The organism is Pseudomonas sp. PDM17, from assembly GCF_014851985.1.
Lineage (GTDB): Bacteria > Pseudomonadota > Gammaproteobacteria > Pseudomonadales > Pseudomonadaceae > Pseudomonas.
The window spans coordinates 417,498-432,647 of the sequence record NZ_JACVAT010000003.1; the positions used below are offsets into that span (position 1 = coordinate 417,498).

Annotated in this window: 9 protein-coding genes; 6 read left to right on the top strand and 3 right to left on the bottom strand. The window is 65.9% G+C overall.

Annotation, left to right across the window (positions count from 1 at the left end):
- Positions 1–142: 142 nt before the first annotated feature.
- A complete protein-coding gene (gene glnE, locus IB256_RS12155) occupies positions 143–3,088 on the bottom strand; it encodes a bifunctional [glutamate--ammonia ligase]-adenylyl-L-tyrosine phosphorylase/[glutamate--ammonia-ligase] adenylyltransferase (protein ID WP_192293088.1) in 2,946 nt (981 codons plus the stop codon).
- 245 nt (positions 3,089–3,333) lie between these two features.
- Between glnE and aceE the strand changes: the two genes are divergently transcribed.
- The 4 genes from aceE (at position 3,334) to msrA (ending at position 11,368) form a co-directional block, all read left to right on the top strand.
- Complete coding sequence (aceE, locus tag IB256_RS12160) at positions 3,334–5,982, top strand: pyruvate dehydrogenase (acetyl-transferring), homodimeric type (RefSeq protein ID WP_081515467.1); 2,649 nt, start codon at positions 3,334–3,336, stop codon at positions 5,980–5,982.
- A gap of 11 nt (positions 5,983–5,993) precedes the next feature.
- Positions 5,994–7,637 carry a dihydrolipoyllysine-residue acetyltransferase gene (gene aceF, locus IB256_RS12165; protein ID WP_192293090.1) on the top strand — a complete coding sequence of 548 codons (1,644 nt, stop codon included), beginning with the start codon at positions 5,994–5,996 and terminating at the stop codon, positions 7,635–7,637.
- A 273-nt stretch (positions 7,638–7,910) separates the two neighbouring features.
- Positions 7,911–10,610: a putative bifunctional diguanylate cyclase/phosphodiesterase gene (locus IB256_RS12170; protein ID WP_192293092.1), complete on the top strand. Its 2,700-nt coding sequence runs from the start codon at positions 7,911–7,913 to the stop codon at positions 10,608–10,610.
- A 110-nt stretch (positions 10,611–10,720) separates the two neighbouring features.
- Entirely contained in the window at positions 10,721–11,368 is a 648-nt protein-coding gene (msrA, locus tag IB256_RS12175; protein ID WP_151188528.1) for a peptide-methionine (S)-S-oxide reductase MsrA, read from the top strand.
- A 50-nt stretch (positions 11,369–11,418) separates the two neighbouring features.
- On the opposite strand, the gene IB256_RS12180 is transcribed toward msrA, so the two are convergent.
- Complete coding sequence (locus IB256_RS12180) at positions 11,419–12,255, bottom strand: 23S rRNA (adenine(2030)-N(6))-methyltransferase RlmJ (protein ID WP_192293094.1); 837 nt, start codon at positions 12,253–12,255, stop codon at positions 11,419–11,421.
- 178 nt (positions 12,256–12,433) lie between these two features.
- Here IB256_RS12180 and IB256_RS12185 point away from each other — a divergent pair, with 178 nt between their 5' ends.
- The gene (locus tag IB256_RS12185; RefSeq protein ID WP_192293096.1) at positions 12,434–14,236 is read left to right on the top strand and encodes an acyl-CoA dehydrogenase; all 1,803 of its coding nucleotides are present in this window, start codon (positions 12,434–12,436) and stop codon (positions 14,234–14,236) included.
- A 43-nt stretch (positions 14,237–14,279) separates the two neighbouring features.
- Here the strand turns inward: IB256_RS12185 and IB256_RS12190 are convergent, their stop codons facing one another.
- On the bottom strand, positions 14,280–14,441 hold the full coding sequence (locus tag IB256_RS12190) for a hypothetical protein (RefSeq protein WP_192402709.1): 162 nt from the start codon (positions 14,439–14,441) through the stop codon (positions 14,280–14,282).
- Between IB256_RS12190 and IB256_RS12195 the strand changes: the two genes are divergently transcribed.
- Complete coding sequence (locus IB256_RS12195) at positions 14,440–15,084, top strand: hypothetical protein (RefSeq protein WP_192402711.1); 645 nt, start codon at positions 14,440–14,442, stop codon at positions 15,082–15,084. The genes IB256_RS12190 and IB256_RS12195 overlap by 2 nt on opposite strands.
- Positions 15,085–15,150: the final 66 nt, after the last annotated feature.

Genomic DNA, 15,150 nt, shown 5'->3' on the forward strand with positions numbered 1-15,150 from the left:
GCGGTTTTCGTCACTCCCTGTGACCTGGCGCAATGGCATTACGCGCCTTGCTCCTGCTGCCAGCCCAGCACTGACAGCGCGATCCGTTCCGGCGAGCATCATCTCGCCGGATGCTATCTGTTTCATGGGAAATCGCAGCGAATCAGGTCAGCTCAAAGGCCTTCCACATCTGCATCACCATGCGACGTTCCGCATGGAAGTGATCGCCGCTCACCACGCCCGGCTGCTTCTGCAGGGACAATCGGTGCGCCGCTGCCCGGTAGGCCTTGTAGGCGTCCTGCAGCTTCAGGACATCCTCGCCGGACATCAACCCGACCCGCTCCAGGGCTTCCAGAATGCGGATATTGTCGGTGAACTCCACCAGCTCCGGGTGCTGCCACGACCAGGCCAGGGCCGCGTATTGCACCATAAATTCGATATCGACGATACCACCGGCATCCTGCTTGAGATCGAACGGGGCCGCGGCCTCGAAGGCATTCGCCGCAGTACCGGCGGCCGTGCTCGGGGTGCCGAGGTTGTCGCGCATCTTCGCGCGCATCTCGCTGACTTCCTTGCGCAACTCGGCCAGGTCGCGCTGCTGGCCGAGCACTTTCGCGCGGATCGCTTCGAACGCCACGGCCACCCGCTGACAGCCGGCGAGCACGCGGGCGCGCACCAGCGCCTGGTGTTCCCAGGTCCAGGCCTCGCCCAACTGGTAGGCCTCGAATGCACGCAGCGAGCTGACCAGCAGGCCGGAAGCACCGCTCGGGCGCAGGCGCATGTCCACCTCGTAGAGCATGCCTGAAGGCGTCTGCGCGGTGAGGAAGTGGATGATCTTCTGCCCCAGGCGCGTATAGAACTGCGCTCCATCGATGGGCTTGGCGCCGTCGGTTTCGCTCTGCGGGTCGCCGTCGTGGATGAACACCAGGTCGAGGTCAGAGCCGTGGCCCAGCTCCAGACCGCCGGACTTGCCGTAGCCGATGATGATGAAGTCCGGGGCGCAAGGCGTTCCGTCCACGCGGGTCGGCCGGCCGTGGCGCTGGACCAACTGGTCCCAGGTCAGGCTCAGTACCTGCTCGAGGATGGCTTCAGCCAGCCAGGTCAGGTAATCGCTGACCTTCATCAGCGGCAAGGTACCGGCGATTTCCGAAGCCACCACGCGCAGGGCGTGGGCCAGCTTGAAGTGGCGCAGGGTTTCCATCTGCTGCTCGAGGTCATCCTCGGGGATGCGCATCAGCCGCTCGCGCAGTTCGGCGCCCAGCTCGGCGGCCTGTGGCGGACGGAACAGCCGCCCTTCATTCAATAGCTCGTCGAGCAGGATGGGGAAGCGGGCGATCTGCTCGGCCACCATCGGGCTGGCCGCGCAGAGCGTCAGCAAGCGCTCCAGCGCGCCGGGGTTTTCGGTGAGCAGCACGAGATAGGCAGAACGCCGCGCCACCGCCTCGATCAGCGGCAGCACGCGCTCCAGCAGCGCATCCGCCGGGCCGCGCTCGGCGATCATGTTCAGCAGGCGCGGCATAAAGGCATCCAGCCGCTCGCGGCCCAGGCGCTGCATGGCGCGCACCTGCGGGCCATTACGCAGGTCGGTCAGGCGCTTCCAGGCCGCCGCCGGCTGGGCGAACCCGGCGTCGGCGAACTGCCGGCAGGCGGACTCTTCATCGACCGCCTCTTCCCACAGCGGAATCCACTCGCCGCCGATGGTGGTATCCACCCGGCCTTCTTCATCTTCATCCGGGTCGGCGATGACCTGACGAAAATGCCAATCGATGCGCTCGCGCCACTGGTTGGTGGCCTGGTGGAAGGCCGACCAGTTGGCGAAGCCCATGATGAAGGCGACGCGGATACGCTCGAACTCATCCTCCGGCAGCATCTGGGTCTGGCGGTCGGCGATCGCCTGCAGGGCATGCTCGGCGTAGCGCAGGAACTCGTAGCCCTCGCGCAGCTCGGCAACCACCTGCGGCGGCAGGTAGCCCTGCCCTTCGAGGATCGCCAGCACCCGCAGCAGCGGCCGCTGCTGCAGGCTGAGGTCACGACCGCCGTGGATCAGCTGGAAGGCCTGGGCGATGAACTCCACCTCGCGGATGCCGCCGGCACCCAGCTTGATGTTCTCGCTCATGCCCTTGCGCCGGACTTCCTGCTGGATCAGCTGCTTCATGGTGCGCAGCGCCTCGATGGCGGAGAAGTCCAGGTAGCGCCGGTAGACGAACGGACGCAGCAGCTCCAGCAGGCGCTGGCCGGCCTCCTGGTCGCCGCCGACCACGCGGGCCTTGATCATCGCGTAGCGCTCCCAGTCGCGCCCCTGGTCCTGGTAGTACTGCTCCAGCGCGGCGAAGCTGTGCACCAGCGGGCCGCTGGAGCCATAGGGACGCAGGCGCATGTCGACGCGGAAGGCGAAACCTTCGACGGTGATCGCATCCAGCGACTTGATCAGCTTCTGCCCCAGACGGGTGAAGAACTCCTGGTTATCCAGCGCGCGCTTGGCGCCCTGGGTCTCGCCGCCCTCGGGGTAGCCGAAGATCAGATCGATGTCGGAAGACAGGTTCAGCTCGCCCGCCCCCAGCTTGCCCATGCCCAGCACGATCATCTTCTGCGGCAGGCCCGAGCGGTTGCCGATGGGCACGCCGAACTGCTGGCAGTGGCGCTGGTAGAGCCACGCCAGGGACTGGTCGATGCTGGCGTCGGCGAGGTCCGACAGGTCGCGGCAGGTGCCGGCCAGGTCGCTGCGGCGGGTCAGGTCGCGCCAGATGATGCGCATCTGCTGGCGCCGGCGGAAGCGGCGCAGGCGGCGGCCCAGCTCGTCCTCATCGGCGCAGTCGGCCAGCAGCGCTTCCAGCTGCGCGCCCATCTCGCCGGGCTGCAGGGCACGCTCCAGCTCGCCGGTCGCGGCCAGCGCCAATAGAAAGGCAGGATCGCGCTGGACCTGCTCGGCGACGAAATCGCTGCCGGCGGTGACGCGGGCGAAATCGGCATGCCGCTCGTCGGACCAACTGTCGAAACTGGCGATCTGCTCGGCGGAAAGCGCGGCGATGGCGGTGCGGAAATTCTGCTCAGCGCGCTCGGCGAGAGGCTTGAGAGTAGCCGGCAAAGCGGCCAGGGACGGCAGGCTCATGGTCTATCCTGAGTGGTCGGCGAGGCGCCGGCATTCCTGTCTTTTCGCGCCCCCTGTAGTTTTACTACTAACTTTTTCAGGGGGAGGGATGTATCCGCTGGCGATTTGTAGTAAAACTACAACCCGCCGGGCGTACCCCCGGAGCACTTCCAAGAATTCGCCGCGTCGCCCACGAGGTTGGCGCAGCTATCGGCAACGATCTACTGGCTTCCGATTCTGGAAGCCTTTCCGCCCTGGAGCAAGCCATGCAAGACCTCGATCCCGTCGAAACCCAGGAATGGCTGGACGCCCTGGAATCGGTCCTGGACCGTGAAGGTGAAGACCGCGCCCATTACCTGATGACCCGTATGGGCGAGCTGGCCAGCCGGTCCGGCACCCAACTGCCCTACGCGATCACCACGCCGTACCGCAACAGCATCCCGGTCACCCACGAAGCCCGCATGCCCGGCGACCTGTTCATGGAACGCCGCATCCGCTCCCTGGTGCGCTGGAACGCCCTGGCGATGGTGATGAAGGCCAACAAGGCCGACCCGGATCTGGGTGGTCACATCTCCTCCTTCGCCTCCTCGGCGACCCTGTATGACGTTGGCTTCAACTACTTCTTCCAGGCCCCGACCGACGAACACGGCGGCGACCTGGTGTTCTTCCAGGGCCACGCCTCCCCCGGCGTCTACGCCCGCGCCTTCCTCGAAGGCCGCATCAGCGAAGACCAGCTGAACAACTTCCGCCAGGAAGTGGACGGCAACGGCCTGTCTTCCTACCCGCACCCCTGGCTGATGCCGGACTTCTGGCAGTTCCCGACCGTTTCCATGGGTCTGGGCCCGATCCAGGCGATCTACCAGGCGCGCTTCATGAAGTACCTGGAAAGCCGCGGCTTCATCCCCGCCGGCAAGCAGAAGGTCTGGTGCTTCATGGGCGACGGCGAGTGCGACGAGCCCGAATCCCTGGGCGCGATCTCCCTGGCTGGCCGCGAGAAGCTGGACAACCTGATCTTCGTCATCAACTGCAACCTGCAGCGCCTCGACGGCCCGGTTCGCGGCAACGGCAAGATCATCCAGGAACTCGAAGGCGTGTTCCGTGGCGCCGAATGGAACGTCAACAAGGTGGTCTGGGGTCGCTTCTGGGACCCGCTGTTCGCCAAGGATACCGCCGGCCTGCTGCAGCAGCGCATGGACGAGGTCATCGACGGCGAGTACCAGAACTACAAGGCCAAAGATGGCGCCTACGTGCGTGAGCACTTCTTTGGTGCGCGTCCGGAGCTGCTGGAGATGGTCAAGGACCTCTCCGACGAGGAAGTCTGGAAACTCAACCGTGGCGGCCACGACCCCTACAAGGTCTATGCGGCCTACCACCAGGCGGTCAACCACAAGGGCCAGCCGACCGTCATCCTGGCCAAGACCATCAAGGGCTACGGTACCGGTTCGGGCGAAGCGAAGAACATCGCGCACAACGTCAAGAAGGTCGACGTCGAGTCCCTGAAGTCGTTCCGCGACAAGTTCGACATCCCGATCAAGGATGCCGACCTGGAAAACCTGCCGTTCTACCGCCCCGAGGAAGGCAGCGCCGAAGCCAAGTACCTGGCTTCCCGCCGTGCCGCGCTGGGCGGCGTGATGCCGGTTCGCCGCGAGAAGAGCTTCCAGGTCCCGGTTCCCCCGCTGGAAACCCTCAAGGCCATGCTCGACGGCTCGGGCGACCGCGAAATCTCCACCACCATGGCCTTCGTGCGGATCATCTCGCAGCTGGTCAAGGACAAGGAACTCGGCCCGCGCATCGTCCCGATCGTGCCGGACGAAGCCCGTACCTTCGGTATGGAAGGCATGTTCCGTCAGCTGGGTATCTACTCCTCCGTCGGCCAGCTGTACGAGCCGGTGGATAAAGACCAGGTGATGTTCTACCGCGAGGACAAGAAAGGTCAGATCCTCGAGGAAGGCATCAACGAAGCCGGCGCCATGTCCAGCTGGATCGCCGCGGGTACCTCGTACTCCACGCACAACCAGCCGATGCTGCCGTTCTACATCTTCTACTCGATGTTCGGTTTCCAGCGTATCGGCGACCTGGCCTGGGCCGCTGGCGACAGCCGCGCGCACGGCTTCCTGATCGGCGGCACCGCCGGCCGTACCACCCTCAACGGTGAAGGCCTGCAGCACGAAGACGGTCACAGTCACCTGCTGGCGGCGACCATCCCGAACTGCCGCACCTACGATCCGACCTACGCATACGAGCTGGCGGTGATCATCCGCGAAGGTTCGCGCCAGATGATCGAAGAGCAGCAGGACATCTTCTATTACATCACCGTGATGAACGAGAACTACGTCCAGCCGGCCATGCCCAAGGGCGCAGAGGAAGGCATCATCAAGGGCATGTACCTGCTCGATGAGGACAAGAAGGACGCCGCGCATCACGTGCAGCTGCTGGGTTCGGGCACCATCCTGCGCGAAGTCGAAGCCGCCGCGAAGATCCTGCGCGAAGACTTCGGCATCGGCGCCGACGTCTGGTCGGTACCGAGCTTCAACGAACTGCGCCGCGACGGCCTGGCTGTCGAGCGCTGGAACCGCCTGCACCCGGGCCAGAAGCCCAAGCAGAGCTACGTCGAAGAATGCCTCGCCGGCCGCAAGGGCCCGGTGATCGCTTCCACCGACTACATGAAGCTCTACGCCGAGCAGATCCGTCAGTGGGTGCCGAGCAAGGAGTTCAAGGTCCTGGGCACCGACGGCTTCGGCCGCAGCGACAGCCGCCGCAAGCTGCGCGACTTCTTCGAAGTCGACCGCCACTGGGTCGTGCTGGCCGCGCTGGAAGCCCTGGCCGATCGCGGTGATATCGAACCCAAGGTCGTGGCGGAAGCCATCGCCAAGTTCGGCATCAACCCCGAAAAACGCAACCCGCTGGACTGCTGAGGAGAGGCACGATGAGCGAACTGATTCGTGTACCCGACATCGGCAATGGTCAGGGTGAAGTGATCGAACTGCTGGTCAAGGTCGGCGACACCGTCGAGGCCGATCAGAGCCTGCTGACCCTGGAATCCGACAAGGCCAGCATGGAAATCCCCTCGCCCAGGGCCGGCGTGGTGAAGAGCCTGAAGGTCAAGGTGGGCGACACCCTGAAGGAAGGCGACGAAATCCTCGAGCTGGAAGTCGAGGGTGGTTCGGCTGCCGCCGAAGCGCCCAAGGCCGAAGCGCCGGCTCCGGCTGCGGAAGCTCCGAAGGCAGAGGCTCCGGCCGCTGCCCCGGCGCCGGCTGCCGCGCCCGCCGCAGCCAGCGTCCAGGACATCCACGTCCCGGACATCGGCTCGGCCGGCAAGGCCAACGTCATCGAAGTCATGGTGAAAGCCGGCGACACGGTCGAAGCCGACCAGTCGCTGATCACCCTGGAGTCGGACAAGGCCAGCATGGAAATCCCCTCGCCGGCTTCCGGCCTGGTGGAGAGCGTATCGATCAAGATCGGTGACGAAGTCGGCACCGGCGACCTGATCCTCAAGCTCAAGGTCGCGGGCGCTGCAGCCCCGGCCGCCGCAGAAGCTCCGGCTGCTGCACCGGCTCCGGCCGCTGCCGCTCCGGCCGCAGTTCCGGCACCGGCTGCCGCGGCTCAGGCCAAGGCTCCGGAAGCTGCTCCGGTGGGTGCGCCCAGCCGTGACGGCACCAAGGTTCACGCAGGCCCCGCGGTGCGCATGGTCGCCCGCGAGTTCGGCGTCGAGCTGGGTGAAGTCAAAGGCACCGGTCCCAAGGGCCGCATCCTCAAGGAAGACGTGCAGGCGTTCGTCAAGGAACAGCTGCAACGCGCCAAATCCGGCGCACCGGCTGGCGCTACCGGCGGCGCGGGCATCCCGCCGATTCCGGAAGTCGACTTCAGCAAGTTCGGCGAAGTGGAAGAAGTGGCCATGACCCGCCTGATGCAGGTTGGCGCCGCCAACCTGCACCGCAGCTGGCTGAACGTGCCGCACGTGACCCAGTTCGACTCGGCAGACATCACCGAGATGGAAGCCTTCCGCGTGGCCCAGAAAGCGGTCGCGGAGAAGGCCGGCGTCAAGCTGACCGTGCTGCCGATCCTGCTCAAGGCCTGCGCTCACCTGCTCAAGGAAATGCCGGACTTCAACAGCTCGCTGGCCCCCAGCGGCAAGGCGCTGATCCGCAAGAAGTACGTGAACATCGGCTTCGCCGTGGACACGCCGGACGGTCTGCTGGTCCCGGTGATCAAGAACGTCGACCAGAAGAGCCTCCTGCAGCTCGCCGCCGAAGCCGCCGAACTGGCCGAGAAAGCGCGCACCAAGAAGCTCTCCGCCGACGCCATGCAGGGCGCCTGCTTCACCATCTCCAGCCTCGGCCACATTGGCGGCACCGGCTTCACGCCGATCGTCAACGCGCCGGAAGTGGCGATCCTGGGTGTCAGCAAGGCGACCATGCAGCCGGTGTGGGACGGCAAGGCCTTCCAGCCGCGCCTGATGTTGCCGCTGTCGCTGTCCTACGATCACCGCGTGATCAACGGGGCGGCCGCCGCGCGCTACACCAAGCGCCTGTCCGACCTGCTGGGTGATATCCGCACCCTGCTCCTGTAAGCGCTGCAAGTGTTGTAAAAGGCCGGCCCCGCGCCGGCCTTCCTCTCGACGAGCACGCCACGCTCGTACTCTCCAGCCCTGCCGGATGGCGGGGCTTCTTTTTGTCCGGACCGGCGGTCACGCCTGGCTCCCGGCACTGCCTCAACTTCGCTCTGTGACGGCCGATACAGTCTTGGCTTGTCATGGCCCCGTGCCTCATGCAAATCTTGCCAACGCCCATAGAAGTCGGGCGAGGCCATGTACCTCGTCCAGCACCCTGGAAATCCACCGCGCATGAAGAGTCATCCCGATGCCGCCAGCCGTCAGGCGGCCGAGGTTGTCACGCAGCTTCCCGTCCCTTCGAGGCTCGGGATGCTGCGCTTCGAGCGCCTGAATGAACCCAGCTGGACCCTGCTGTTCCTCGACCCCGGCTGCGAACGCCAGATCGGCGTGCCGGCCCAGGACCTCTGCGGCATCCTCGACGCCCCCTACGCCAGCCTGATGGAGCCCGAAGCGCGCCATCGCCTTCATGAGCAGGTGCAGCAGCAACTGCTCAAGGACGGCCGTTACCGGGTGCGCTACCTGCTCCACTCGCCGCGCGGCACGCTGAACGTGCTGGAGGTCGGCGAAAGCTTCCAGCAACACGGCCGCCAGCTGCTCCACGGCTATCTGCTGCAGACCGAGGCGGACGAGCACGAAACCGAACTGGACCCGCGCCTGCTGGACCTGGAAGCGCAGAACATCCGCCTGAAGATGTCCCTGGAGATGTACCAGCGCTCCCAGGACGAACACCTGCAGCACCTGGTGCGCTCGCGCACCCAGCAGAACCTGATCGTGCGCCTGGCGCGCCACCGCTACCTGTCCAGCGACCCGCTGCTCGAAGCCGCCCAGCTGATCGCCCAGGCCGCCTGCGAGGCCTATGACGTGGCCCGCGCGGGCATCTGGCGCCTGCACACCGACCATCGCCTGGAAGCGGTGACCATCTACCGCCGCGACACCGACCAGTACGAAAAGCCGCAGGACATCGACGCCAGCAACTTCCCCAATTACCTCGACGCGGTCCACAGCGGCCGCGCCATCGACGCCCACAACGCCCAGCAGGACCCGCGCACCCAGGAACTGGCCCAGCGCTACCTGCGCCCGCAAGGCATCAGCGCCATGCTCGACGCCACCATTCGCGTCGGCGGCGAAGTGGTCGGTGTGCTCTGCCTGGAACACGTCGGCGAAGTGCGCATGTGGCAGAGCGACGAGATCGCCTTCGCCGGCGAACTGGCCGACCAATACGCCCAGGTGCTGATGAATCACGAGCGGCGCAACGTCTCCAGCGCCCTGCACCTGTTCCAGCGCGCCGTCGAGCAGAGCGCCAGCGCCTTCCTGCTGATCGACCGTGACGGCCTGGTGGAATACGTCAACCCGAGCTTCACCGCGATCACCCAGTACGGCGCCGACGAAGTGCGTGGCCGCCGCCTGCCGGAGCTGCCGGCACTGGCGAACCTCAGCGAGCTGCTGTTCGACGCACGCTCCACCCTGGTCACGCAGAACAGCTGGCAGGGCGAGTTCCGCAGCCGGCGCAAGAACCTCGAGCCCTACTGGGGCCAGCTGTCGCTGTCCAAGGTCTACGACGACAAGGGCGAGCTGACGCACTACATCGGCATCTACGAAGACATCACCCAGAGCAAGCTGGCCCAGCAGCACATCGAGAAGCTCGCCTACCGCGACAACCTCACGGGCCTGGCCAACCGGCACTTCTTCATCAACGCCCTGGAAGAACGCCTGCAGGTGGGCAGCGAGCATTCGTTGAGCCTGCTGCTGGTGGACATCGACAACTTCAAGCGGATCAACGACAGCCTCGGTCACCAGACCGGCGACAAGCTGCTGGCCAACCTCGCCCGCCGCCTGCGCAGCAGCCTGAGCGACAGCGCCACCCTGGCGCGCTTCGCCAGCAACGAATTCGCCGTGCTGCTGGAGGAGTCCGTGGCCGGCCGTGGCGAGAAGGTCGCCGCGCAGATCCTCGACGTGCTCGACAAGCCGCTGTTCGTCGACAACCAACTGATCAGCATCACCGGTTCCGTGGGCATCGCCTACGCGCCGCAGCACGGGCAGGACCCGCAGACCCTGATGAAGCACGCGGGCCTTGCGCTGCACAAGGCCAAGGCCAACGGCAAGCACCAGGTGCAGACCTTCACCGAGGCGATGACCGCCGAGGCCAGCTACAAACTGTTCGTCGAGAGCAACCTGCGCCGCGCGCTGGTGCAGGACGAACTGGCGGTGCACTACCAGCCCAAGCTGTGCCTGCGCAGTGGCGCGCTGCTCGGTCTGGAAGCTCTGCTGCGCTGGCAGCACCCGGAGAAGGGCATGATCCGCCCGGACCAGTTCATCAGCGTCGCCGAAGAAACCGGGCTGATCATCCCCATCGGCAAATGGGTGATCCGCCAGGCCTGCCGCCAGGTACGCGAGCTGGCCGCCAGGGGCCTGGGCGAGCTGCACATGGCGATCAACCTGTCGCCCAAGCAGTTCAGCGACCCGGACCTGGTCGGCTCCATCGCCGCGATCCTCCACGAGGAAAGCATCCCGGCCTGCCAGCTCGAGCTTGAACTCACCGAAAGCCTGCTGCTGGATGCCACCGACGACACCCGCCAGCAGTTGGAGCGCCTGAAGAGCCTCGGCCTGACCCTGGCCATGGACGACTTCGGCACCGGCTACTCGTCGCTGAGCTACCTGAAGAAATTCCCCATCGACGTGATCAAGATCGATCGCAGCTTCATCAAGGACATCCCGGACAACCAGGACGACATGGAAATCACCTCGGCGGTGATCGCCATGGCCCACAACCTCAAGCTGCAGGTGGTCGCCGAAGGCGTCGAGACCGCCGCCCAGCTGGCCTTCCTGCGGCGCAACCGCTGCGACATCGGCCAGGGCTACCTGTTCGACAAGCCCATCCCCAGCCACGACCTCTCCTCCAGCCTGCAGCGCTACCCCTGCCGCCCGCACTGAGCCGCGCTGGCACGGCGTGCCCGCAGCCATCCCCGTTCCCGGATAAAACGCTGTAATCTTCGGCGAGTACCCGAGTCTATTGCCGCCCCTATTCAGAGGAGACGAATGCCATGACCCTGCGCTCGCAAATACTTGCCCACAAGCTGGAACTGCCCAGCTCCGCCCAGGCCCTGCCGGGGCGTGAAAGCCCGATGCCGGTGCCCGAAGCGCATTACGTCAATGGCCGCCCGCTGTCCGCGCCCTACCCGGCCGGCGTACAGCAGATCGTTGTCGGCCTGGGCTGCTTCTGGGGCGCCGAGCGGCGCTTCTGGCAACAGCCAGGCGTGTGGGTCACCGCGGTGGGCTATGCCGGCGGATTCACGCCGAACCCGACCTACGACGAAGTCTGCTCCGGCCTGACCGGCCACAGCGAAGTGGTGCTGGTGGCGTATGACCCGCGCGAAACCAGCATCGAGGCGCTGCTGAAGGTGTTCTGGGAATCCCACGATCCGACCCAGGGCATGCGCCAGGGCAACGACACCGGCACCCAGTACCGCTCGGTGATCTACTGGTTCGACCAGGCGCAGAAAGCCGCCATCGACGCCAGCCGCGCGGCCTTCCAGAAGGAACTCGACGCCAAGGGTTACGGCGCGATCACCACGGAAATCCGCGAAGTGCCGCCGTTCTACTACGCCGAGGCCTACCACCAGCAGTACCTGGCGAAGAACCCCAACGGCTATTGCGGCCTGGGTGGCACAGGCGTCTGCCTGCCGGCGTGAAGCTTCGCCGGCCACGCCACGAAAAAGCCCCGGCACTGCCGGGGCTTTTTTCATTCGGCGATCAGCCAGTCCACCTGGCTGCTGCCTTCGCTCTGCGCCAGTGTCTCGGCCAACCACGGCAGCAGGCCGCGCAGCTCCTCGTCCAGCGGCCACGGCGGGTTCACGATCACCAGTCCGGAGCCGTTCAAACGATCGGCCGTCTCGGCCGGGTGCACGCACAGCTCCACGCGCAGCATCTTCGGCGCCGAGCTCTTCTCCAGGCGCTGGTAGAAACGCTTGAGCTGGCGACGGTCCTTGATCGGGTACCAGATGGCGATCACGGTCTGACGCATGCGGCCGATGGCCTCGTCCAGCGCGGTCACGCAGCGCTCCAGGTCATCCGGTTGCTCGAAGGGCGGGTCGATCAGCAGCACGCCACGCTTCTCGGAAACGGGCAGGAAGGCGCGGGGCAGCAGCCAGCCGTCGCCCTGGTGAACCGAGATGCGGCGCTCGCCGGCCATGTTGGCCTTGAGCAGGCGACCATCTTCGGGGTGCAATTCGTTGAGCATCACCCGGTCCTGCGGGCGGGTCAGGCGACGCGCCAGCTCCGGCGAGCCGGGGTAGAACTCCAGGCCACCGTCGGGATTCAGCGCACTCACGACGCCCAGGTAATCCTCCAGCAGCTCCGGCAGGTCATCGCGCTCGACCAGGCGACCGATGCCCGATTCCCACTCGCCGGTGCGGCTGGCTTCATCGCCCAGCAGGTCGTAGAGGCCGATGCCGGAATGGCTGTCGAGGTAGGCGAAGGGCGTGTCCTTGCGCGCCATCAGCGCGAAGATGCGGGCGAGGACGATGTGTTTCAGCACGTCGGCGTGGTTACCGGCGTGGTAGGCGTGGCGGTAGTTCATGGATAGCGGACTCCTCAAGGCGCGCAGTTTAGGTCCTGGGGCGGGTGCGGTGCGAGCCCGCCGTCGCCGGGGCCCGCCGGGAGGCCGGGCGTTTTAGCCCTTTATCACGCTCATGGATGATTCTGTGCGCGCTTCATTCACCAGACTAGACTGCGCAGATTCCCACGGAGGTCGATCCATGTCCGAGACCCTGCTCAGCTCCCGCAACCTCGCTTTCGAACTCTACGAAGTGCTCGACGCAGAGGCTCTGACCCAGCGCGAACGCTTCGCCGAGCACAACCGCGAGACCTTCGACGCCGCCCTGGGCACCGCCCGCGGCATCGCCGAGGAGCTGTTCGCCCCGCACAACCGCAAGAACGACGAGAACGAACCGCAGTACGTCGACGGCGGCGCGGTGCTCATCCCGGAAGTGAAGCCGGCGGTGGACGCCTTCAACGAGGCCGGTTTCCAGAACGCCTCGCGCAGCTTCGAACAGGGTGGCATGCAGCTGCCGCACCTGCTGGCGCGCGCCTGCTTCGCGCACTTCCAGTCGGCCAACATTGCCACCTCGTCCTACCCGATGCTCAGCATGGGCTCCAGCCACCTGATCGAAACCTTCGGCAGCGAAGAACAGAAACGCCTGTTCCTGCAGCCGATGATCGAAGGCCGCTGGTTCGGCACCATGGCCTTGACCGAGCCCCATGCCGGCTCGTCCCTGGCCGACATCCGCACCCGCGCGGAACCGGCCGCCGACGGCAGCTACCGGATCAAGGGCAACAAGATCTTCATCTCCGGCGGCGACCACCCGCTGTCGGACAACATCGTGCACATGGTGCTGGCCAAGCTGCCGGACGCACCGCCCGGCGTGAAGGGCATCAGCCTGTTCATCGTGCCCAAGTTCCTGGTCAACGAAGACGGCTCGCTCGGCGCGCGCAACGACGTGACCCTGGCCGGCCTGTTCCACAAGATGGGCTGGCGCGGTACCACCTCCACTGCCCTCAACTTCGGTGACAAGGGCGAGTGCGTCGGCTATCTGGTCGGCAAGCCGCACCACGGCCTGGCCTACATGTTCCAGATGATGAACGAGGCGCGCATCGGCGTCGGCATGGGCGCCATCATGCTCGGCTACGCCGGCTACCTGTACTCCCTGGAGTACGCCCGCGAACGCCCGCAGGGCCGCCCGGTGGACGCCAAGGACCCGACCTCCGCGCCGGTATCGATCATCGAGCACACCGACGTACGGCGCATGCTGCTGACCCAGAAGGCCTACGTCGAAGGCGCCTTCGACCTCGGCCTTTACGCCGCGCGTCTGGTGGATGACTGCGAGACGCTGGCCACCGAAGAAGAACGCAAGCAGGCCCACGAGCTGCTCGACCTGCTCACCCCGATCGTCAAATCCTGGCCCTCGGAGTTCTGCCTGAAGGCCAACGAGCTGGCGATCCAGATCCTCGGCGGCCACGGCTACACCCGTGAATACCCGGTGGAGCAGTACTACCGCGACAACCGCCTGAACCCGATCCACGAAGGCACCCACGGCATCCAGTCGCTGGACCTGCTGGGCCGCAAGCTGGCGCAGAACAACGGTGCCGGCCTCAAGCAGCTGACCCGCCTGATCAGCCAGTGCTGCGAGCGCGCCAGCGCCCACCCGTCGCTGGACAAGCTGCGCGAACCGCTGGAGCAACTGATGGCGCGCCTGTCCGCGACTACCCTGAGCCTGCTCGGCGACCTGATGCAGGGCCGCGTGGCCCAGGGCCTCGCCAACTCCGCGCTGTACCTGAAGGTCTTCGGCCATGCCGTGATCGGCTGGCGCTGGCTGGAGCAGGCCATTCGCGCCGAGGAAGGTCTGGCGCGCGGCGATGCGTCGGACGCCGACTTCTACCGTGGCAAGCTGCAGGCCGCGCGCTACTTCCTGACCTGGGAAGTACCGTCCTGCCACCACGACCTCGCCCTGCTCGAAGGCCGCGACGATACCTGTTCCACCATGCAGGACGCCTGGTTCTAGGCCCCCGCATGTCCCTTTCGCCCCGGTCACGTCCGGGGCTTTTTTATGCCTGCGGATAAGGGCGGCTCCGCCAGGAATGCAGCAGGAAGCCGAGTGAACTGAAGAAAATTCCCACAACAACAGCTGACCAGGCCGACAGCGAAGCCGGGGGCGATTGCCGTTGAATGGCGCCCGCGCAACTTTTTGCCTTCACGACCCTGGCCATGCATCCCTCCTTACTCGCCACCACTTCCCGCCACTGCCTGCATCTCTTCCCGCTCTTCGCGGTTATTGCCGCGCTGGGCTGCGTACTCGCGCTGTTCAATACAGGCCCTGCCGATGCGCTGCCGCAGAGCAGCCCGCAAAGCAACCAGGCGTCCTCACTGAACTCCGCGCCGATCTTCACCGATCCCAACGCGGAAGCCTTGCAGCACGCCGACGACTATCTGCAAAGCGTCGACAAGGCCATGTCCAACGGTCTCGAAGTCCTGCGCGGCGGCGACGGCCAATCGATCGCCGCGCAGAGCCGCTACTTCAATGCCCTGGTCAACGCCGGCTACGCCCAGTTCGGCTCGTCCTACTACGACCCGCTGGGTAGCTGCGGCGTCGCCGGCAGCTCGGCCCGCCATCTGTGGCATACGCAGGTCCGCGCCATCGGCGGCGAGGCGAATATGGCCGGCGAAGTGACCAAGGCCCGCACCACCTTGCAGCGTGATCGCCAGGCCTGCCTCGATGCCGTCCGGCTGCCCCTGAGCGAGGCCGTCGCCTGGGCGCCCACCCAAGTGACGTCGCCGAGTCTGGTACCTACCTGGGCGACCGCCGGGGCGTGGCCGGAAAGCGCCGCCGAACGGTCCTCAACAAACCTTTGACAGCCTTGTAAATCCGCAGGTTAGAATCGATTGGCATGCGGCCTGCATCCTGATCCCCAAGTAGCG